General features: G+C 49.5%; 21 protein-coding genes and 2 pseudogenes. 11 read left to right on the top strand and 12 right to left on the bottom strand.

Annotated features, from left to right (window positions below; all coding sequences use genetic code 11):
- Together ACRPFF_RS08985 and ACRPFF_RS08990 are read right to left on the bottom strand one after the other, a co-directional pair.
- Positions 1-126, bottom strand: a pseudogene (locus ACRPFF_RS08985) (ACT domain-containing protein); the annotation flags it as partial.
- Positions 125-232: pseudogene (locus ACRPFF_RS08990) on the bottom strand (carboxylating nicotinate-nucleotide diphosphorylase); the annotation flags it as partial. The pseudogenes ACRPFF_RS08985 and ACRPFF_RS08990, both read right to left, overlap by 2 nt.
- A 143-nt stretch (positions 233-375) precedes the next feature.
- On the opposite strand from ACRPFF_RS08990, the gene tet(B) reads away from it, so the two are divergent.
- Positions 376-1581 carry a tetracycline efflux MFS transporter Tet(B) gene (gene tet(B) / locus ACRPFF_RS08995; protein ID WP_001089068.1) on the top strand — a complete coding sequence of 402 codons (1206 nt, stop codon included), beginning with the start codon at positions 376-378 and terminating at the stop codon, positions 1579-1581.
- 112 nt (positions 1582-1693) lie between these two features.
- Here tet(B) and ACRPFF_RS09000 read toward each other — a convergent pair whose 3' ends face one another.
- The 3 genes from ACRPFF_RS09000 to argB form a co-directional block, all read right to left on the bottom strand.
- A complete protein-coding gene (locus tag ACRPFF_RS09000; protein WP_432674449.1) occupies positions 1694-2038 on the bottom strand; it encodes a hypothetical protein in 345 nt (114 codons plus the stop codon).
- 632 nt (positions 2039-2670) lie between these two features.
- On the bottom strand, positions 2671-2799 hold the full coding sequence (locus ACRPFF_RS09005) for an exodeoxyribonuclease VII (protein ID WP_432674450.1): 129 nt from the start codon (positions 2797-2799) through the stop codon (positions 2671-2673).
- A complete protein-coding gene (argB, locus tag ACRPFF_RS09010) occupies positions 2792-3688 on the bottom strand; it encodes an acetylglutamate kinase (protein WP_432674451.1) in 897 nt (298 codons plus the stop codon). Before argB ends, ACRPFF_RS09005 begins: the two co-directional genes overlap by 8 nt.
- A 169-nt stretch (positions 3689-3857) precedes the next feature.
- Between argB and ACRPFF_RS09015 the strand changes: the two genes are divergently transcribed.
- Positions 3858-4988: a M14 family metallopeptidase gene (locus ACRPFF_RS09015; RefSeq protein WP_432674452.1), complete on the top strand. Its 1131-nt coding sequence runs from the start codon at positions 3858-3860 to the stop codon at positions 4986-4988.
- A 75-nt stretch (positions 4989-5063) separates the two neighbouring features.
- The gene (lgt, locus tag ACRPFF_RS09020; protein WP_432674453.1) at positions 5064-5912 is read left to right on the top strand and encodes a prolipoprotein diacylglyceryl transferase; all 849 of its coding nucleotides are present in this window, start codon (positions 5064-5066) and stop codon (positions 5910-5912) included.
- Positions 5913-5984: 72 nt separating this feature from the next.
- Here lgt and ACRPFF_RS09025 read toward each other — a convergent pair whose 3' ends face one another.
- The 3 genes from ACRPFF_RS09025 to ACRPFF_RS09035 form a co-directional block, all read right to left on the bottom strand.
- Positions 5985-6647 (bottom strand): YecA family protein, encoded by a 663-nt coding sequence (locus tag ACRPFF_RS09025; protein WP_308031551.1) that lies wholly within the window; start codon positions 6645-6647, stop codon positions 5985-5987.
- A 97-nt stretch (positions 6648-6744) separates the two neighbouring features.
- Positions 6745-8538 (bottom strand): 2-isopropylmalate synthase, encoded by a 1794-nt coding sequence (locus tag ACRPFF_RS09030; protein ID WP_432674454.1) that lies wholly within the window; start codon positions 8536-8538, stop codon positions 6745-6747.
- A gap of 671 nt (positions 8539-9209) precedes the next feature.
- Entirely contained in the window at positions 9210-12224 is a 3015-nt protein-coding gene (locus tag ACRPFF_RS09035) for a DNA translocase FtsK (RefSeq protein ID WP_432674455.1), read from the bottom strand.
- 165 nt (positions 12225-12389) lie between these two features.
- On the opposite strand from ACRPFF_RS09035, the gene ACRPFF_RS09040 reads away from it, so the two are divergent.
- Both ACRPFF_RS09040 and ACRPFF_RS09045 read left to right on the top strand, forming a co-directional pair.
- Positions 12390-13070 carry an energy-coupling factor ABC transporter permease gene (locus ACRPFF_RS09040; RefSeq protein ID WP_432674456.1) on the top strand — a complete coding sequence of 227 codons (681 nt, stop codon included), beginning with the start codon at positions 12390-12392 and terminating at the stop codon, positions 13068-13070.
- Positions 13071-13098: 28 nt separating this feature from the next.
- Positions 13099-13458 (top strand): fluoride efflux transporter CrcB, encoded by a 360-nt coding sequence (locus ACRPFF_RS09045; protein ID WP_432674457.1) that lies wholly within the window; start codon positions 13099-13101, stop codon positions 13456-13458.
- A gap of 669 nt (positions 13459-14127) precedes the next feature.
- Here the strand turns inward: ACRPFF_RS09045 and ACRPFF_RS09050 are convergent.
- Positions 14128-14664, bottom strand: coding sequence for an NUDIX hydrolase (locus ACRPFF_RS09050; protein WP_432674459.1), 537 nt, complete (start codon positions 14662-14664; stop codon positions 14128-14130).
- Positions 14665-14697: 33 nt separating this feature from the next.
- On the bottom strand, positions 14698-15054 hold the full coding sequence (gene folB / locus ACRPFF_RS09055) for a dihydroneopterin aldolase (protein ID WP_002237900.1): 357 nt from the start codon (positions 15052-15054) through the stop codon (positions 14698-14700).
- Between the two features lie 55 nt (positions 15055-15109).
- Between folB and plsY the strand changes: the two genes are divergently transcribed.
- Positions 15110-15712, top strand: a complete 603-nt coding sequence (gene plsY / locus ACRPFF_RS09060) for a glycerol-3-phosphate 1-O-acyltransferase PlsY (RefSeq protein WP_308075942.1) — start codon at positions 15110-15112, stop codon at positions 15710-15712.
- A gap of 18 nt (positions 15713-15730) precedes the next feature.
- Here plsY and ACRPFF_RS09065 read toward each other — a convergent pair whose 3' ends face one another.
- Positions 15731-15856, bottom strand: coding sequence for a hypothetical protein (locus ACRPFF_RS09065; protein WP_256864611.1), 126 nt, complete (start codon positions 15854-15856; stop codon positions 15731-15733).
- Here ACRPFF_RS09065 and ACRPFF_RS09070 point away from each other — a divergent pair.
- Positions 15800-16645 (top strand): 23S rRNA (adenine(2030)-N(6))-methyltransferase RlmJ, encoded by an 846-nt coding sequence (locus ACRPFF_RS09070; RefSeq protein ID WP_308075943.1) that lies wholly within the window; start codon positions 15800-15802, stop codon positions 16643-16645. The genes ACRPFF_RS09065 and ACRPFF_RS09070 overlap by 57 nt on opposite strands.
- Positions 16646-17046: 401 nt before the next feature.
- Positions 17047-18021, top strand: a complete 975-nt coding sequence (locus tag ACRPFF_RS09075) for a class 1 fructose-bisphosphatase (RefSeq protein WP_432674460.1) — start codon at positions 17047-17049, stop codon at positions 18019-18021.
- A 160-nt stretch (positions 18022-18181) separates the two neighbouring features.
- Here ACRPFF_RS09075 and ACRPFF_RS09080 read toward each other — a convergent pair whose 3' ends face one another.
- Positions 18182-18400 (bottom strand): YdcH family protein, encoded by a 219-nt coding sequence (locus ACRPFF_RS09080; RefSeq protein WP_301669821.1) that lies wholly within the window; start codon positions 18398-18400, stop codon positions 18182-18184.
- A 210-nt stretch (positions 18401-18610) separates the two neighbouring features.
- On the opposite strand from ACRPFF_RS09080, the gene glyA reads away from it, so the two are divergent.
- From glyA to ACRPFF_RS09095, 3 genes are all read left to right on the top strand, one after another.
- Complete coding sequence (gene glyA, locus ACRPFF_RS09085; RefSeq protein WP_308031476.1) at positions 18611-19861, top strand: serine hydroxymethyltransferase; 1251 nt, start codon at positions 18611-18613, stop codon at positions 19859-19861.
- A gap of 91 nt (positions 19862-19952) precedes the next feature.
- Positions 19953-20597, top strand: a complete 645-nt coding sequence (locus ACRPFF_RS09090; protein WP_432674461.1) for a DedA family protein — start codon at positions 19953-19955, stop codon at positions 20595-20597.
- 18 nt (positions 20598-20615) lie between these two features.
- Positions 20616-21556: ATP-binding cassette domain-containing protein (locus tag ACRPFF_RS09095; RefSeq protein WP_432674462.1), on the top strand; the 941-nt coding region annotated here is incomplete at its 3' end.

Raw genomic sequence — 21556 nt, forward strand, 5'->3', positions numbered from 1 at the left:
TTTTTGGATTAAGGCTTCGATAGACACGTTTTCTTGTGCCAACAGCGCGGCGATTTGCCCCAGCGTGCCCGGTTCATCTTTGGCTTGGACGCGCAGGTAGTAGCTGCTGGTAATTTCGTCCATAGGCGGACGTAATGTCGCCGCGCCTGCCCAAGTCTTCGCTCAAGGCTTGTTCCACCATGGGGCGCAACAAGGTGTCGGGCAGGGCAAAGAGGGGGTTTTCAGACGGCATGGGGTTTCCTTTGTTAAAAAAGATTGATGATTGTATATACAACTTTTATCTAATCTAGACATCATTAATTCCTAATTTTTGTTGACACTCTATCATTGATAGAGTTATTCTACCACTCCCTATCAGTGATAGAGAAAAGTGAAATGAATAGTTCGACAAAGATCGCATTGGTAATTACGTTACTCGATGCCATGGGGATTGGCCTTATCATGCCAGTCTTGCCAACGTTATTACGTGAATTTATTGCTTCGGAAGATATCGCTAACCACTTTGGCGTATTGCTTGCACTTTATGCGTTAATGCAGGTTATCTTTGCTCCTTGGCTTGGAAAAATGTCTGACCGATTTGGTCGGCGCCCAGTGCTGTTGTTGTCATTAATAGGCGCATCGCTGGATTACTTATTGCTGGCTTTTTCAAGTGCGCTTTGGATGCTGTATTTAGGCCGTTTGCTTTCAGGGATCACAGGAGCTACTGGGGCTGTCGCGGCATCGGTCATTGCCGATACCACCTCAGCTTCTCAACGCGTGAAGTGGTTCGGTTGGTTAGGGGCAAGTTTTGGGCTTGGTTTAATAGCGGGGCCTATTATTGGTGGTTTTGCAGGAGAGATTTCACCGCATAGTCCCTTTTTTATCGCTGCGTTGCTAAATATTGTCGCTTTCCTTGTGGTTATGTTTTGGTTCCGTGAAACCAAAAATACACGTGATAATACAGATACCGAAGTAGGGGTTGAGACGCAATCGAATTCGGTATACATCACTTTATTTAAAACGATGCCCATTTTGTTGATTATTTATTTTTCAGCGCAATTGATAGGCCAAATTCCCGCAACGGTGTGGGTGCTATTTACCGAAAATCGTTTTGGATGGAATAGCATGATGGTTGGCTTTTCATTAGCGGGTCTTGGTCTTTTACACTCAGTATTCCAAGCCTTTGTGGCAGGAAGAATAGCCACTAAATGGGGCGAAAAAACGGCAGTACTGCTCGGATTTATTGCAGATAGTAGTGCATTTGCCTTTTTAGCGTTTATATCTGAAGGTTGGTTAGTTTTCCCTGTTTTAATTTTATTGGCTGGTGGTGGGATCGCTTTACCTGCATTACAGGGAGTGATGTCTATCCAAACAAAGAGTCATCAGCAAGGTGCTTTACAGGGATTATTGGTGAGCCTTACCAATGCAACCGGTGTTATTGGCCCATTACTGTTTGCTGTTATTTATAATCATTCACTACCAATTTGGGATGGCTGGATTTGGATTATTGGTTTAGCGTTTTACTGTATTATTATCCTGCTATCGATGACCTTCATGTTAACCCCTCAAGCTCAGGGGAGTAAACAGGAGACAAGTGCTTAGTTATTTCGTCACCAAATGATGTTATTCCGCGAAATATAATGACCCTCTTGATAACCCAAGAGGGCATTTTTTACGATAAAGAAGATTTAGCTTCAAATAAAACCTATCTATTTTATTTATCTTTCAAGCTCAATAAAAAGCCGCGGTAAATAGCAATAAATTGGCCTTTTTTATCGGCAAGCTCTTTTAGGTTTTTCGCATGTATTGCGATATGCATAAACCAGCCATTGAGTAAGTTTTTAAGCACATCATCATCATAAGCTTTAAGTTGGTTCTCTTGGATCAATTTGCTGACAATGGCGTTTACCTTACCAGTAATGTATTCAAGGCTAATTTTTTCAAGTTCATTCCAACCAATGATAGGCATCACTTCTTGGATAGGGATAAGGTTTTTATTATTATCAATAATATAATCAAGATAATGTTCAAAAAATACAATCCAAAAGATCCTAAGCAAACCACCAATCCCACACCACCCTTACCGGTTCAAATCCGCACAAAAACCCATATCCCGTCATTCCCACGAAAGTGGGAATCTAGGACGTAAAATCTAAAGAAACTTTTTTTCCCGATAAGTTTCCGTGCCGACAGGTCTGGATTCCCGCCTGCGCGGGAATGACGAAATTTCAAAGTTATGGCGTTATCGGAAAAACAGAAAATCAAAGCCGGAGAATTTATCCCAAACAACCGGATTTCAAAAAACCAGATTCCCGGCGGGAATGACGGATCTTAGGTTTCTGTTTTTGTTTCTATAGTGGATTAACAAAAATCAGGACAAGGCGACGAAGCCGCAGACAGTACAAATAGTACGGAACCGATTCACTAGGTGCTTCAGCACCTTAGAGAATCGTTCTCTTTGAGCTAAGGCGAGGCAACGCCGTACTGGTTTTTGTTAATCCACTATAAAATCTAAAGAAACCTTTTTTTCCCGATAAGTTTCCGTGCCGACAAGTCTGGATTCCCGCCTGCGCGGGAATGACGAAATTTCAAAGTTATGGCATTATCGGAAAAACAAAAAANCAAAGCTGGGGAATTTATCCCAAACAACCGGATTTCAAAAAACCAGATGCCCGGCGGGAATGACGGATCTTAGGCTTCTGTTTTTGTTTCTATTTTTTTAGGAATGACGGTTTGGAAATTGCCCGAAACCCCAAAAACAGAAACCAGACAAACGGGTTTTCCACCAAAGCCGACATTCTCCGACTTTGCTTCAGGCATCTTCCCCTCTGCCTAAAATCATCGATCCGATACCGGCATCGGTAAAGATTTCCAGCAAAAGCGCGTTGGGCAACCTGCCGTCGATGATGTGCGTGGCTTTCACACCGTTGACGGCGGCTTCAACCGCAGAAGCGATTTTCGGCAGCATACCGCCATACAGCGTGCCGTCGGTAATCAGTTCATCAATCCGTTTCGGCGTGAGTTTGGTCAGCAGATTGCCCGTTTTGTCCATCACACCGGCGATATTCGTCATCATCAAAAGTTTTTCGGCGTTCAATTCTTCCGCCAATTTGCCTGCCACCAAATCGGCATTGATGTTGAACGCTTCGCCTTTTTTACCTACGCCGACGGGGGCGACGACGGGAATGCAGCCGCGTTCTATCAGCCCTTTAACCAAACCTGTATCGATGCTTTCCACCGTACCGACCTGTCCGATGCCCACGCCATTCTGTTCGGGTGTATCGATCAAAAGTTTCTTCGCCTTAATGAAATGGTCGTCGCGTCCGCTTACGCCGACCGCGTGCCCGCCATATGTGTTAATCATCGACACGATTTCTTTATTGACGTGCCCGCCCAACACCATTTCGACAATATCCATCGTCTCTTTGTCGGTAACGCGCATTCCTTGGACAAACTCGCCCTTTTTGCCGACTTTTTCAAGCATCGCATTGATCTGCGGCCCGCCGCCGTGAACGATGACGGGATGAATGCCGACCAGCTTCAGCAGCACGACATCGCGGGCAAACCCTTCTTTCAAGGCAGGTTCGGTCATCGCGTTGCCGCCGTACTTGATGACGGCGACCGAACCGGAAAACCGGCGGATGTAAGGCAGCGCTTCGGCAAGGATACGCGCCTTGTCGGCGGNGGAAATAATGTTTTCAAACTCCATAACAGCTCCCTATTGTTGACAATTTTGGCTTATGTCAACGCCAAACGCCGTCTGAAACAATCTTCAGACGGCATCCGGCAGACCTTCGGGCAGGTTGAAGCCTTGCGATACGGGCGGTAAAATCGCGGTTTATCCGGTTCGAGAAACCGGCGACAGCAAGGACTTTCCCATGATTAAAATCAGCACCCGCTTCGATGCCGGTTCGGTCGTCGTCAAAGACCTGACCGATCCTTCCAACATCCGCCTCGCCCTGCGTCCCGACAACGCCTCCGATTTCGCACAATGGTTCTACTTCCGGCTGCAAGACGCGGCATATCAAAACTGCATCATGCATTTTGAAAACGCGGCAGAAGCCGCCTACCCGAAAGGCTGGGAAGGCTATCAGGCGTGTGCCTCATACGACCGCCGCAACTGGTTCCGCGTGCCGACGAGCTATGAAAACGGCGTACTGACCATCAACCATACCCCGCTGTCCAATAGCGTGTACTACGCCTATTTCGAACCTTACTCCGAAGAACAGCATTTAAACCTCCTCGGCGACGCGCAAGGCAGCGGCCTGTGCCATATCGATGATTTGGGCAGCACCGTGCAAGGGCGCGACATCAATCTGCTGACCATCGGCAACCAAGTCGAAAGCGACATGAAAATCTGGATTACCGCACGCCAGCATCCGGGGGAAACCATGGCGGAATGGTTTGTCGAAGGGCTGCTCGGCAGGCTGCTTGACCCTCAGGATGCAACCGCACGCACCCTGCTTGACCGCGCCACGTTCTATATCGTCCCCAATATGAACCCCGACGGTTCGGCACTGGGCAACCTTCGCACCAACGCCGCCGGTGCGAACCTCAACCGTGAGTGGGAAAATCCGACAGTGGAAAAAAGTCCCGAAGTATTCTTCGTGCGTGAAAGAATGTTGGAAACCGGCGTGGATTTGTTTTTGGATATCCACGGCGACGAAGGGCTGCCCTTTGTCTTTGTTGCAGGTACGGAAGGCGTGCCGAACTACAATCCGCGCATCGCCGCGTTGGAAGCGCAGTTTAAAAATGCCCTTTTAAACGCGAGCCCAGATTTTCAAGACGAATACGGTTACGAAAAAGACGCGCCCGGTCAGGCCAACATGACCTTGGCGACCAACTGGGTCGGCAACCGGTTCAACTGTCTTGCCTATACGTTGGAAATGCCCTTTAAAGACAATGCCAACCTGCCCGACGANGACTTCGGCTGGAACGGCCAACGTTCGTTGCGCTTGGGCGAAGCCGCATTGTCCGCCATTTTGAACGTCATCGGCGATTTGCGCTGAAACCCTTATTGCAGCAATGCCGTCTGAAGCATCATACCTTTCAGACGGCATTTGAAATTGAAATCAAGGAACATCATGATTACCCATCCCCAATTCGACCCCGTCCTTATCAGTATCGGTCCGCTTGCCGTCCGCTGGTATGCCCTAAGCTACATCCTCGGCTTTATCCTTTTCAGCTTTTTGGGCAAACGCCGCATCGCGCAGGGGAATTCTGTTTTTACTAAAGAATCGCTTGACGACTTCCTGACATGGGGCATATTGGGCGTGATTTTGGGCGGCCGTTTGGGTTATGTCCTGTTTTACAAATTTTCCGACTACCTCGCCCATCCGCTTGATATTTTCAAGGTATGGGAAGGCGGAATGTCGTTTCACGGCGGCTTTTTGGGTGTAGTTATTGCCATGTGGTTGTTCAGCCGCAAACAAAACATCAGCTTCCTCAAACTGATGGATACAGTCGCACCGCTTGTTCCGCTGGGTCTCGCTTCGGGACGTATCGGCAACTTCATCAACGGCGAACTTTGGGGACGCATTACCGACATTAACGCATTTTGGGCAATGGGCTTCCCGCAGGCGCATTACGAAGATGCCGAAGCCGCCGCACACAATCCCCTTTGGTCAGGTTGGTTGCAACAATACGGTATACTGCCGCGTCATCCCTCGCAGCTTTATCAGTTTGCCCTTGAAGGCATCTGCCTGTTCGCCGTCGTTTGGCTGTTCTCTAAAAAACAGCGGCCGACCGGACAAGTGGCCTCGCTTTTCCTCGGCGGCTATGGCGTATTCCGCTTCATTGCCGAATTCGCACGCCAACCCGACGACTATCTCGGGCTGCTGACCTTGGGGCTGTCGATGGGTCAGTGGCTGAGCGTCCCCATGATTGTTTTGGGTATCGCCGGCTTCATCTTTTTCGGCAGCAGGAAAAATTAAACCTTCTTGATAAAAATGCCGTCTGAAACTTAAATTTTAAGTTTCAGACGGCATTTTATTCCGCTCGAACCATCAATTTTTACCGCAACACGCCTTGTATTTTCTGCCGCTGCCGCACGGACAGGGATCATTCCTGCCTGTTTTTTCTCCCTCCCTGCGGACTGTTTGCGGTTTATTGATGACTGCCTGCCAGTAGCGGTAGATATCCGCCAATGCATAAGGCAACTCGGATTCCAGCTCCGCCAGCTCGCCTTCTGTGAATTGCAGACGGATGGAGCCGTTGTCCTCTTCGTCGTAAATACCGCCCAATGCCATGATGGGATAAAACAACTCTTCAAATTCTTCATCCTCGGCAGCTTCAAACCAATCGGTCGGCACAATATCCAAACCGTAAAGATAAGCATTGCACCAAGTGTAAAAATCGCTACTGCCATCTTCGTTTTCATACAGCCACAAATCGGGCAGTTTTTTATCCGATATGGAGCCGACCGTATCCATCGCCATTGTCAAAACCAAACGTTCTATTTCAGAACGTTCACTGGCTGTAAATTGCGACTCATCGCCCAACACTTCGGGCAGCCAATCGCGCGGCGCCAATTTGTCCGGTCCGCTCAATAGGGCCATCATAAAACCTTGAACTTCGTCGCAACGCATGGTATTGCCCTGTTCGCTTTTGGCATCCAACAATTCGCTCAACCGCTGTTTGGACGCTTCGGTAAATTTCTGGGAATCCATCATTTAACCTTTTAAAATGGGTTTAATACCTAATTATAATCGCAATATGCCGTCTGAAGCGTTTTCTACTTCAGACGGCATAACTTTCGCCTGACCGTTAAATCGTACCGCTGCCTTGCGCTTTCGGTTTGGCAGAACCAAATTCCAGTTTGCTCAAGGCGGAGAGGTAGGCTTTGGCAGTTGCGACCAAAACGTCGGTATCTGCACCCTGACCGTTGACGACGCGGTTGCCGCGCGCCAGACGGACGCTGGTTTCGCCTTGGCTTTCCGTACCTTGCGTGACGGCGTTGACGGAATAAATCTGCAAAGCCGCGCCGCTTTGCGCCACGCTCTCAATCGCTTTGAAAATCGCATCCACGGGGCCGGAGCCTGTGGCGGAAGCGCGTTTTTCTTCGCCTTTGATGCTGAACACGATGTCGGCACGCGGTTCTTCGCCGGTTTCGGTACTGATTTTTTGGGAGATGAATTTGTAGCTCTCGGCGTTCATGCTGCCCATTTCGTCGGACACCAGCGCGTGCAGGTCTTCATCGAAGATTTCGCGTTTTTTGTCGGCAAGTTCTTTAAAGCGGGCAAAAGCAGCATTCAACGCTTCTTCGCTTTCCAATTCGATACCCAAATCTGCCAGCTTGGTTTTGAAGGCGTTGCGGCCGGACAGTTTGCCCAATGTCAGGCGGTTGGTTGACCAGCCGACCGATTCGGCAGTCATGATTTCATAGGTTTCGGGGTGTTTCAACACGCCGTCCTGATGAATGCCTGATTCATGTGCAAAGGCGTTTGCGCCGACCACTGCCTTGTTGGGCTGAATCGGATAGCCGGTAATGGTGGACACCAGTTTGGATACCGGCACGATTTGCGTGGTATCAATGCCGGTTTCCAAGCCGAACAAATCATGGCGCACTTTCAACGCCATCACGATTTCTTCAAGGCTGGCATTGCCCGCACGTTCGCCCAAACCGTTGATGGTGCACTCCACCTGGCGCACGCCTGCCTGAACGGCGGCCAGCGAGTTGGCAACCGCCATACCCAAGTCGTTGTGGCAGTGGGTCGACCAGACTACTTTGTCGCCGTTGGGCACGCTTTTGATGATGTTGCTGATACGTTCGTACCACACGGAAGGGATGGAGTAGCCGACAGTATCAGGAATATTGATGGTGGTCGCGCCTGCTTCGATAACTGCCGTAAAGATTTTGGCAAGGAAGTCCAAATCCGAACGCACGGCGTCTTCGGCGGAAAATTCCACATCGTCGGTGTATTCTTTGGCGATTTTCACCGCTTTCACTGCCGCATCAATCACCTGCTTCGGCTTCATCTTCAGCTTGTACTCCATATGGATGGGGCTGGTGGCGATGAAGGTGTGGATGCGTTTTTTCGGCGCGGGGGAAACGGCTTCGCCTGCCTTACGCACATCGTTTTCAACGGCACGCGCCAACGAGCAGACTGTGGATTTGGTGATGATTTTGGCAATCGCATTGACCGACTCGAAATCGCCCGGGCTGGCGGCGGCAAAACCCGCCTCAATCACATCCACGCCCATTTTCTCCAACTGGCGGGCAATGCGGATTTTCTCCTCTTTGGTCATGGATGCACCGGGCGACTGCTCACCGTCGCGCATGGTGGTGTCGAAAATAATTACGCGGTTGGTCTGTGTCATTTCTGTTCTCTCCAGAGATTCGTTTTTTTGTAAAAAAGCATTCAAATCCAGCGGCCTGCCTTGCGCTTCCGCTAGCGCGGTCAGCTTTTGCAGTTGCGCCAANGGCAGCGACCCGCGCGTGCGCCATTTATAGATGGCGGCAGTCGTCGCGGCATTTTCAGGATCGTGCTGTTTCAACGCTTCGGCAAGTGCATTCACGCCGCCGAAATAAGCAACTAAGCGGTCAATGTCTAATTGCATGATGTTCCTTGTCCAAACTTTATCGAAATTATGGTTTGCTTTGGAAGGGAATTATACGCATTTTAGACAAAACGACAATCTATTTTTCTAAAAATACGGATTTACTTTTTAAATCTAGAATTATTTTATACATTTTGTCCATTTTACCTGATGAAAAAATAATGTTTGTTACGAAAACCAATAAAGCAAGACTAATTAGGCGGCAACAAGCTGAATGTCAGACATCTGATAACAATACAATAAAATATAAAATCCTTATTTAAAATCAGTATATTAGTCAAACCATTCCCTACACCTTCTTTTCTATTCAAACTATTACCCCCTAGCGTCAGCACATCGCACCATATCAACATAAATCAAGTTTGGTTTCTTAAAATCTGTTTCAGAAGGATTCTGTACACTTTTTGAAAGCCTGACCACTTTTGCACCTACAAACTTCGGCGTCCTGTAATGCATAAGGACAAAGGAAGCAATGGTTAGCATCGACTTAAAAATTCACGGCACTTTATAGAACCTGAGCATGAGATGAGCAACACCATGGGTTGCAGAAAAATATAAGTACAAGCCCTGAAATCATAGGAACTTTTATGAATGGCCCGTATTCAAATGTCCGCAAAAAATGCCGTCTGAAACCTTCAGACGGCATTTTTATATTTATCAAGCTGCCCGTATCATAGATTATCCGCAGGAACCAAAATGGTACGGTTGCCGTTGTGTTCCGGTGCGGATACGATACCTGCCGCCTCCATTTGGTCAATCAGTCGCGCGGCACGGTTGTAGCCGATACGCAATGCCCGTTGAACACCTGAAATACTGGCTTTGCGTGTTTTTAAAACGACAGATACGGCCTCATCGTACATCGGGTCGGACTCACCTTCGCTGCTCCGACCGATTCCCGGCAAATCGTCAGTCATACCGCTGCTCAAAATATCGTCGATATACTCGGGCTCTCCAAACTGTTTCAAATATTCGACGACGCGGTGCACCTCATCATCGGAGGCAAATGCACCGTGTACCCGTTGCGGGTAACCCGTACCGGGCGGCAGAAAGAGCATATCGCCCTGACCGAGCAGGTTTTCCGCGCCCATTTGGTCAAGAATCGTACGGCTGTCGATTTTGCTGGATACCTGGAAGGCTATGCGTGTCGGAATATTTGCCTTAATCAATCCCGTAATCACATCAACGCTGGGTCGTTGCGTGGCAAGGATCAGATGGATACCTGCCGCGCGGGCTTTTTGTGCGAGACGCGCAATCAGCTCTTCAATTTTCTTGCCCGCCGTCATCATTAAATCGGCAAACTCATCAACTACGACTACGATAAACGGCAGTTTTTCCAAAGGCTCGGGATCGTCGGGAGTCAGGCTGAATGGGTTGGCAATTTTCTCACCCCGGGCGGAAGACTCGGCAACTTTTTGGTTGAAACCGGCCAAGTTGCGCACACCTAAATGGCTCATCAGGCGGTAGCGTTTTTCCATTTCGTTGACACACCAGTTCAGCGCGTTTGCCGCCAGCTTCATATCGGTAACAACCGGCGCGAGAAGATGGGGGATACCTTCGTAAATGCTCAATTCAAGCATTTTCGGATCAATCATAATCATGCGCACGTCTTCAGGCGTAGCCTTAAAGAGCATAGACAGAATCATCGCGTTGACACCTACCGATTTACCCGATCCGGTGGTACCTGCAACCAACAAATGCGGCGCTTTGCCTAAGTCGGTAACGACGGGCTGGCCGGTAATGTCCTGACCGAGGGCAAGCGTCAGCTTGGATTTGGATTCTGCAAATGCGGGCGAATTGAAAATTTCGCTCAGACGTATCATTTGCCGCTTAGGATTAGGCAGCTCCAAGCCCATGCAGGTTTTGCCGGGTATGGTTTCGACAACGCGGATAGACGCAACACCGAGCGAACGCGCCAAATCTTTTTCCAGATTCAAAACGGAATTGCCGCGTACGCCGACATCCGGCTCGATTTCATAACGTGTAATGACAGGGCCGGAATATGAATCGACAACTTTAACCTTAACCCTGAACTCAGCCAGTTTTTCTTCAATGGTAATGCTGTTTTCAAGCAGCTCCTCTTCCGTCTGGGTTGCTTCAGGATCAAACAGCGGCGGTAAAAGCAGGTCGGTCGTCGGCAGGTGTTCGTTCGGCACATCATCTTCTGCGCCCTGCAATTCCGCCTCATCTATTTCAGGATAAGGTACCTGCCGGAAATCATGCTCTGACAGCATACCTGCAAACGGATACGCCGAACGCCCTTCATGCTCGAAAACTTCGGTTTCCGATAGATATTCTCCGTTTTGCCCCTCTTCGGCACATTTTTCCCATCCGTCCGGGCAGGTATCAGCTTCTTCGTCTTGCCGATCCTCAAGAATATCGCCGGCGAGACGAGCGTTTTCGGCAATAAGGCCGGCCTGTACACGCTCAAATCCGGCAGGCAGCTCATATGTACGGTTATAAATTTCCGTAACGGGCGGAGGCGGCGGGATATCGATTTTAGGTCTGGAAACTTCCGGCACCTCCGGAGGTTCGACTACCCATGCATCCGGTGCGGCAGGTTCTTCAATATAGATATCGGCAGTATCATCAGAAAGCAGGCCTTCACGTCCAATTGAAATCTCTTCCGCCGTGATACTTTCCAATTCAGACGGCATTTCGAAGTCAGACTTTACAATATGCTCCGGCTTATCTTGATTTTCCATTATCACGCGTGAAATCCGTGCTTCTGCCGAAACGGTTGCCTTATTGGGCTCTTTCAAGTTTAAAGAAACACGGCGACGGTCAATATTAGGAACGATGATGCCGTCTGAAGGAGACTGTTTCTGAGGGGTGCCTGAGTAACTTGCCTCCGTCGGCTTCTTTACAAGACCTTCGTGCTGGCGGAACGGCATGTTCCGTACGTCTTCGGCTTTAATCTCAACAGGAGGGGACGGGTATTTTTTTTCAAAATACGGTTCGAACGCATAATCCGCAGGTTCGGCTAATGCTTTCTTACCTTCGTCGAAGAAACGGGAACGCGTGCGTTGAAGCACGGGATCGTCCAAACCGATAATAGGCAGCCCTTCCATCGGTTTCTCAGAAACGCGGACTTTAGAACCCAATTCATCATTTTTTTCAAATGTATCGATATAACTGATTTGCCCTTCTTTTTCGGCGGCATTGTTTAAAGAACGGGTCGCCTCCTCCAAAGTAATTTCTTTCAAAGCCGGACGCACAGGCATAATGATGCCTTCAGACGGCATAGAGTTTTCGCCCCTATCCCGATTGGAGAGAACGCATCGGTTGCCGATTACCGCAGATGAAATATCCTCCGCATTAACAGCCTCATCCCCCTCATCTTCCTCCATTGCCTTGTCCGCATATCCGGAAGATGCCGCCGCAGCTTCCGAACCAGACGAAGCAGGCTTATCAGGTTCGGACTCATGTGCCAGATAATTCCGGCAAAAACGGACAATATTAACGGAAAGCCAGCATACCGCCGCTTTGACCGCATGAAAAATCATCAGACCAAGCTCGAGAAAATTAGGCATCCTGTCTTGGATTTCAGGTAATTCCGCCTGTTGCCCCCCTTTATTTTCCTGCCATTCAGAAACTTCACGCACCCATTCCCGTTCGGATTGTGCTCGGATAAAAAACAAACCCGCAATAGCAAGCAACAAAATAATGATCAGAACTATCCAAAACATATGCAGTTTCCCGCAAAACAAACGATTAAAATAGGTATATTTTAACGTGTTTCCATTGCAAACAAAACAACCTGACCGACAATTCGGTCAAAATCATTACAGCTTTCTGTTTGCCGCAGGCAGCACTATAATAGATAACCTGTTATTCATCTTTACGGTATTGGCATGATTTTCCAAACAGTCTGGTTTTCAGATATGCTGCTGGGGGCTTCATGGATTGCACTCATCCTCCTATTGGCAGCCTCCGGACCGTCCGCATACCGTTCGCTTGTCCGCTACCGTTCCGCCGTACCGCTCTGTATCGTTATTTTTTCTGCGGCATGGAGTTTGAACACCGCTGCCGGAGGCGGACAACTTGCCCAAATGAGCTATCACCTGCTCGCCGTCAATCTGGTTGCACTGATGGTGGATACCTCTGCCGCCCTTTGGCTTGCCTCGATTCTAATGCTTCCATACTGCCTGCTGTTTGCCGGTTCTATCGGCGCATATCCGTCGAACGCTTTAGTGCTGATTCTGCCCGCACTTGCCGTCAACCGCCTGTCGCGTATGCTGGTCAACCGCCTGCCGCCCAATATTTTTGTCTTTATTTTCCTCAACGGATTTTTGTCTGCCGCTGCCGGCATATTGCTGACGGGCATTATCGTGGTTGCCGTTTTAGACGGCATCCATGTGTTCGGGCAGGATGTTTTATGGACTGCCGCCCTACCTGTATTCATCTTGATTGCATGGGCGGAAGCTTTTCTCAGCGGCATAGCTACCGCCATTTTTGTGGCATTAAAACCTCATTGGATCAATACCTTCGATGACAACCGGTATTTAAAGTCCGACCGCAGCATCTGGCAATAATCTTTCAGACGGCATGGATACGCATAATATGTTCCCCCACATCCTTCCCCTCTCCATTGGAGCGGCATTCGGTGCAACTGCGCGTTGGCTGCTCAACCTCGCCGTTCCCGCATCAATACCTCCGGTCACAGGCAACCTGTTTGCCAACTGGATAGGTGCTTTTCTTATCGGAATCTTTGCCGAAACCATCAATCACCCGCAATGGAAGCTGCTGCTGATTACCGGTTTTCTCGGCAGCCTGACCACGCTTTCCGGATTTTCGCTGGAAACCGTAACCCTGCTCCAATCGAATCGTCCTGCTTCAGCACTTGCCAATATTTTCCTGCACACGGCAGGTTCGCTGCTGCTGACTTGGCTCGGGCTGAAGATAGGGACGGCAGTCAAATAACCGCAAAAAATTGCTTCCCTTGGTTTTGACACAAGCTATAAATTGGCTTCGCTTGTTTAAATACTGGCTGTGCCAATTATAGTGGATTAACAAAAATCAGGACAAGGCGACGAAGCCGCAGACAGTACAGATAGTACGGAACCGATTCACTTGGTGCTTCAGCACCTTAGAGAATCGTTCTCTTTGAGCTAAGGCGAGGCAGCGCTGTACTGGTTTAAATTTAATCCACTATACCGTTCTCAAATTCAAATTGGGCTTTTAGGTCTATAACAAAGAAAAAGCCTTGGTAGGTTTATCCTACCAAGGCTTTTTCTTAAAAAAAACTCTCTATTGCTGCGTCTAAAAATGCAAAAAAAGTAACCATCATAACCCTTTTGCCAAAATTAATATCATCTATTAATTCATCATGCCATGGATTAATAGATGGTATATAAGAAAGAACCAATAAACTAATAAAACAGTAAAAAAAATTAGTAACAAAGATATTCATTATTAACCATTCTTAAAAATTATCACGTTCTTTTGGGTAATTATCATCCCCTTTTCTCTCTTATTACTAAAACACGAATGACTTTAAAGGACGCGCCCAGAGACAAACCGAAAAGACATATCCCATCCGCCAAACAAACTGCCCGCCAATCTACTCCGGCGGGCAGTTCCAACATCCTGTCAATCCTTCATCAACCAGTATTGCAAACCGATTAATGTTTTACCGTCTTTAATTTCATCGTTGGCAAGGGCTTGGCGGACTTCTTCCTTCGACATCAATACGGTTTCCGTAATCTCGTCTTCGTCATTGGCAAGCGTACTGCCCAAGCGCACGCCTTCCGCCTCGAACAGATACATTTTTTCGTTGCAAAAACCGACCGCCGTATAAAAACTATAAAGCAGGCACACACTGTCGGCAACATAAGGTGTTTCCTCCGCCAATTCTCGCAGCGCACACGCTGCCATATCCTCACCCGCCACATCCAGCTTGCCCGCAGGAAGTTCCAATGTCGCCTGATTTGCCGCATAACGCCACTGCCGCACCAAAACGACCTTTTCCTCATCCGTTACCGCCAACACGCACGCCGCGCCCGGATGACGGATGACGATACGCTGCCCTTCGTTACCGTTGGGCAGCCTGACCTTATCCTTGCTGATGCTGACGAAACCGCCCTCGTAAATGGTTTCGCCGCCTAATTTTACTTCCCTCAAATCCACTTCATATCTCCTTTCCGTTTCCTATTCTGCCATTCAATCTTCACGCTTGCCGCGCTCGATTTCCACTCCAACCTCGCGCACGCCTTCCAAAATACCCGGCTTGACGATTTTCACGCGCACCCACACCGCGCCGAAATATCCCAAAACCAAATCGGCAATATATTCCGCCAACGCTTCCAAAAGCAGGAAATCCTGTTCTTTCAGATGTCGGCGCAGCGTTTCGCATACCTCGGCATAATGCACCGTATTGGCAATATCGTCGTCCGAACCCGCTTTCTCGGGAATGCCGATGTCCAAATCGACAATCAGGGTCTGCAACCGTTCGCGCTCCCAGCCGTACACGCCGATAAGCGTATCCGCCTTCATGCCGTGCAAAAAGATTTTATCCATAATCCGCCCTGTTTTTTGCTAAAATAACCGCACCATTCTAAGTAAAGTACCGCAAATGTTCAACATATCGGCTGTTGCCGTTTCCTATCTAATCGGCTCACTTTCTTTTGCCGTCATCGTGTCCAAATATTACGGCATGGACGACCCGCGCACCTACGGATCGGGCAATCCCGGCGCGACCAATGTTTTACGCAGCGGCAAAAAAAAGGCTGCCGCGCTGACGCTTTTGGGCGATGCCGCCAAAGGTTTGGTTGCCGTTTTGCTTGCACGCGTGCTTCAAGAACCGCTCGGTTTATCCGACAGCGCAATCGCTGCCGTCGCACTCGCCGCGCTGGTCGGACATATGTGGCCGGTGTTTTTCGGATTTAAAGGAGGCAAAGGCGTGGCAACGGCATTGGGCGTGCTTCTGGCACTCTCTCCCGCAACTGCCTTGGTCTGCGCGTTGATTTGGCTTGTGATGGCATTCGGCTTTAAAGTATCCTCTCTTGCCGCATTAACCGCCACAATCGCCGCCCCCCTTGCCGCACTGTTTTTTATACCGCATACTTCTTGGATTTTCGCAACCCTCGCAATCGCCATATTGGTGTTGCTCCGCCATAAGAGCAACATCCTCAACCTGATTAAAGGCAAAGAAAGCAAAATCGGCGAAAAACGCTGATTCGGCATTTGTTTTCCATTACGTCATGCCGTCTGAAACCATGTTCCCGCGTTCAGACGGCATTTCCGCACAAACGGCTTTCATACCATGCTCAGTTACAGACACGCATTCCACGCCGGCAACCACGCCGATATGCTCAAACACTTCACCTTGTTTTTAGTGCTGCAATATTTCAACCGCAAAGACAAGCCCTACTGGTACATCGACACGCACGGCGGCGCGGGTTTGTACAATCTCGAAGGCAGCGAAGCGCAAAAAGTCGGCGAATACCGGCAAGGCATCGCCCTGCTCCAACAGGCGCAAAATCTGCCTGCCGAACTGTCTGACTTTGCCGCGCACATACAAAAAATCCTGCCCTCGCCCAAACTTTACTGCGGTTCTCCGTGGCTGGCGCAATCGCTGACCCGTGTCGGCGACAAATTGCGCCTGTTTGAGCTGCACCCCACCGACTTTGTCCATCTGAAAAACAATATGGGCGAAGCAGGATTGAGCAAACGCGGACAAGTGTTGCGCGAAGACGGTTACAAAGGACTGATTTCCCTGCTGCCGCCCCCACCGCGCCGCGCCGCCGTCCTCATCGACCCGCCTTACGAGGAAAAACAGGACTACCGGCGTGTAACGGAAACGCTGAAAGCCGCTTTAAAACGGTTTGAGTCCGGCTGTTATCTCATCTGGTATCCCTGTCTCAGCCGGGAAGAAAGCCGCAAGCTGCCCGAAGAATTGAAAAAACTCGTTCCCGACAACCACCTTCACGCCGAACTGCACGTCCACGCGCCGAAAACCGACGGTTTCGGTATGCACGGCAGCGGAATGTTCGTCATCAATCCGCCCTATCTGTTGGCGGAACAATTGGCGGCAAACCTCCCCGCCCTGACGCGGCTGCTGGCGCAAGATGAAGGCGCGCGCTACCTGTCGGACAGCAAAATCCGCTGACCCCGATGCCGTCTGAAACAACCCTTCAGACGGCATCTCCCGTCAAACAAACAAAACCGGACGATAGACCGGCAGCCGACACTTTTATAGTGGATTAACAAAAATCAGGACAAGGCGACGAAGCTGCAGACAGTACAAATAGTACGGAACCGATTCACTTGGTGCTTCAGCACCTTAGAGAATCGTTCTCTTTGAGCTAAGGCGAGGCAACGCTGTACTGGTTTAAATTTAATCTACTATAAGAATAAATATCCTTCATCCGCCTACCGCGTTCCGACTTGCCCCGCGCCGTTTTTTTCCACTACAATCCCACGCGATATCCGGCGGAACGCGCCAAAGGAACGCCCTGCAACCATCTGCCGCCTTTCAGACGGCATAAACCTTTCCGAGACGAGCAAACCATGAACACACTGACCCGATTCCTCCCCAAACACCTGCAACAAAACCAACTGCCCGAAGCACTCGGCGGCGTTTTGCTGTCCGTCGTTTCCGCCTGCACCGAAATCAACGCCAAAGTCCGCCTCGGCGCACTGGCTGGCGTATTGGGCATGGCAGGTACGGGCAATATTCAGGGCGAAGACCAGAAAAAACTGGATGTTATCGCCAACAACATTATGATTGACACACTCAAAGCCAACCCTGCCGTTGCCGGGCTCGCAAGCGAGGAAGAAGATACATTCGTAAACGCCGATGAAAACGGACGCTATCTCGTTCTCTTCGATCCTTTAGACGGCTCGTCCAACATCGATATCAATATTTCCGTCGGTACCATTTTCTCCATCCTTGAAAAACCTGAAGGAGAATTGAAAACCGAATCCTTCTTACAAGCCGGCAGATGCCAGCTTGCCGCAGGCTATGTCCTCTACGGGCCTCAAACCCAGCTCGTGTTCACATTCGGGCACGGCGTATATATGTTCACACTCAATGCCGAAAACGAATTTGTGCTGACCAAAGAAAACCCGAAAGTACCGGAAAGCACCAAAGAATTCGCCATCAATATGTCCAACCGCCGCCATTGGTTTTCTCCCGTACAGCAATACATAGACGAGCTCTTGGCAGGCGAAACCGGTACGCGCGGAAAAAACTACAATATGCGCTGGGTAGCCAGTATGGTTGCCGAAATCCACCGCATACTGATACGCGGCGGCGTGTTCATGTATCCGCAAGACAAACGCGACCCCGCCAAACCCGGCAAACTGCGCCTGATGTACGAAGCCAACCCTATGAGCCTGATACTCGAACAGGCGGGCGCATCGGCAAGCAACGCATATCAAACCATGCTCGACATACAGCCCGAAAACCTGCACCAACGCGTCGCCGTCTTCATGGGCAGCAGCGAAGAAGTGGATTACCTCAACCGTCTGCATTCAAAATAAACAGGCTGGCCTAACCGATAAAGAAAGGCGGCAGCGCGCATCCGACGCTGCCGCCGATATTTCGTACACAGCCTTAAAACGATAGAAAACTGCCTTTCCGAACGGCAAAAATGCCGTCTGAAAACTTTTCAGACGGCATTTTAAAATTTAAAGCCCGAATTTATTTGCCCGCCGCTTTTTGCAGGATGGCATAAAGTTCATCTTTCAATTTCAATTTGGCTTTTTTCAGCTCATCGATGGTTTCCGCGCCGCTGGTAACCGGATTGTTAACCAGACCGGCGATTTTGTCGTCCAGCTCGTTGTGTTCGTCAAACAGACGGGCGAAGTGGGAATCTTCCTGTTTCAATTTGGAAATCAAATCACGGTATTCTGGGAACATATCGCTCTCCTCTCTTCATTAACGGGTTAAAAAGCAAACTGAATCTTTACATTAATTATAACAAAGATAATATTTTTATCCAGTATTTTATCGGATACGGCAAAATTTTCTTTTAACACCGCCGTCCGGTTGATAAAAACGTTGACAATATCACGCTTTACGCATAAATTTTCAGCCCTTATACCCTGATTACACAAAGGAGCCGAGAACATGTTTTCAAAAAGCGTTACCCTCGCACAATACGACCCCGATTTGGCAGCAGCCATTGCCCAAGAAGACCAACGCCAGCAGGACCACGTCGAGCTGATTGCCTCTGAAAACTACGTCAGCTGCGCCGTGATGGAGGCACAAGGTTCGCAATTGACCAACAAATACGCCGAAGGCTATCCTGGCAAACGCTACTACGGCGGCTGCGAATACGTCGATATTGTCGAACAATTGGCAATCGACCGCGTCAAAAAACTGTTCGGCGCGCAATACGCCAACGTCCAACCGCACTCCGGCTCGCAAGCCAACCAAGCTGTGTACGCTTCCGTTTTAAAACCTGGCGACACCATTTTGGGTATGTCTCTGGCACACGGCGGCCACTTGACCCACGGTGCAAGCGTTAATATCTCAGGCAAACTCTACAACGCCATTACTTATGGTTTGGATGAAAACGAAGTGCTAGATTATGCCGAAGTAGAACGCTTGGCTCTTGAACACAAACCTAAAATGATTGTGGCCGGTGCGTCTGCCTACGCGTTGCAAATCGACTGGGCAAAATTCCGCGAAATCGCCGATAAAGTCGGCGCATACCTCTTTGTCGACATGGCGCACTATGCCGGACTGATTGCCGGTGGCGAATATCCTAACCCCGTGCCATTCTGCGACTTCGTGACTACCACCACCCACAAAACCCTGCGCGGCCCGCGCGGCGGCGTGATTTTGTGCCGCGACAACACGCACGAAAAAGCGTTAAACTCCGCCATCTTCCCAAGCCTGCAAGGCGGTCCGTTGATGCACGTTATCGCCGCCAAAGCCGTGGCGTTTAAAGAAGCATTGCAACCCGAGTTCAAACAATACGCGAAACAAGTGAAAATCAATGCTGCCGCGATGGCGGAAGAGCTGGTCAAACGCGGTTTGCGCATCGTTTCCGGCCGCACCGAAAGCCACGTTTTTCTCGTCGACCTGCAACCGATGAAAATCACCGGTAAAGCCGCCGAAGCCGCTTTGGGCAAAGCACACATCACTGTCAACAAAAACGCCATCCCAAATGATCCGGAAAAACCATTCGTTACCTCCGGCATCCGTATCGGCTCTGCAGCCATGACCACACGCGGTTTTAACGAAGCCGACGCACGCGTATTGGCGAACTTGGTTGCCGATGTATTGGCTAATCCCGAAGACGAAGCCAACCTCGCCAAAGTCCGCGAACAAATTACCGAGCTTTGCAGCAAGTATCCCGTTTACGGTGCGTAAACTTTTTTAAAAACAAATGCCGTCTGAAAATTTCAGACGGCATTTTTCCAATCGGTTAAAATACACGGTCTATTTTTTTAGGAAATGCACCGTGGTTGCATCTGCCATCGACTTCATCCTCCATATCGACCAACACCTGCTTGCGCTGTCGACACAATACGGCATTTGGATTTACGCCATTTTATTTACTATTGTGTTCTGCGAAACCGGCCTGATTGTTACCCCCTTCCTGCCCGGCGATTCGCTGCTGTTTGCCGCCGGCGGGATTGCCGCACTAGGTGATATGGATATTCATCTGATGGTTATGCTGCTATTTACCGCCGCCATACTCGGCGACGCGCTCAATTTTACCGTCGGCAGGTATTTCGGCGGCAGGCTGTTCGCCAATCCCGATTCTAAAATCTTCCGGCGCGAATATCTCGATAAAACCCACCGTTTTAACGAAAAACACGGCGGGAAAACCATCATCATTGCCCGTTTTGTACCCATCGTCCGCACCTTCGCCCCCTTTGTCGCCGGTATGGGAAAAATGCACTATGCCAAATTTATCCGCTACAACATCATCGGCGGCGTGTTGTGGGTTATCCTGTTTTCTTATGCAGGCTATTTCTTTGCCAACTTCCCCATCGTAAAAAACAATCTGGGCTTGGTGATGGGCGGCATCATTATTATTTCCATCCTGCCGGGTGCGGTTGAAATTGCCCGCGCCAAACTTGCGGCAAAATCCAAACGGTAACTGTTGAGAATTTGTATCATGAATATATTATCCGTAGAAAACGCTTCCTTTGCCGTCGGCCATGTCGCCCTGCTCGACAAAACTTCCTTCCAACTCGACAGCGGCGAGAAAATCGGCTTAATCGGTCGCAACGGCGCGGGTAAGTCTTCGTTTCTGAAAATTCTCGCCGGAGTACAAAAGCTCGACGACGGGCAGATTATCGTTCAAAACAACCTCAAAATCGTTTATGTGCCGCAGGAGTCCTTTTTTGATAAGGACGCAACCGTATTTGATACCGTTGCCGAAGGTTTGGGCGAAATCCGCGACCTGCTGCGCCGTTACCACCGCGTCAGCCATGATTTGGAACACAATTCAGACGACGTTTTATTGAAAGAACTCAATGAATTGCAGCTTGAAATCGAAGCGAAGGACGGCTGGAAGCTGGATGCGGCAGTCAAGCAGACTTTGGGCGAACTCGGTTTGCCGGAAAACGAAAAAATCGGCAATCTTTCCGGCGGGCAGAAAAAACGCGTCGCCTTGGCGCAGGCTTGGGTGCAGAAGCCCGACGTATTGCTGCTGGACGAACCGACCAACCATTTGGACATCGACGCGATTATCTGGCTGGAAAACCTGCTCAAGGCGTTTGAAGGCAGCTTGGTCGTGATTACCCACGACCGCCGTTTTTTGGACAACATTGCTACGCGCATCGTCGAACTCGACCGCGGCATTCTGCGCTCCTATCCCGGCTCGTTCTCCAAATACAGCGAGAAAAAAGCGCAGGAATTGGCGGTTGAAGCGGAACACAACCCCCTCTTCGACAAATTTCACGCGCAGGAAGAAGCGTGGATACGCCAAATCCTCGACAACAACGTTGGCGCGATTGTCAGCGTGATGCCGGGCAAAGACGGTTTGGTACACATCAGCCAAATCGCCCACGAGCGCGTACGCAATGTCAGCGACTACCTGCAAGTAGGTCAGGT

The organism is Neisseria sp. SLRRB23 (assembly GCF_050896295.1).
Lineage (GTDB): Bacteria > Pseudomonadota > Gammaproteobacteria > Burkholderiales > Neisseriaceae > Neisseria.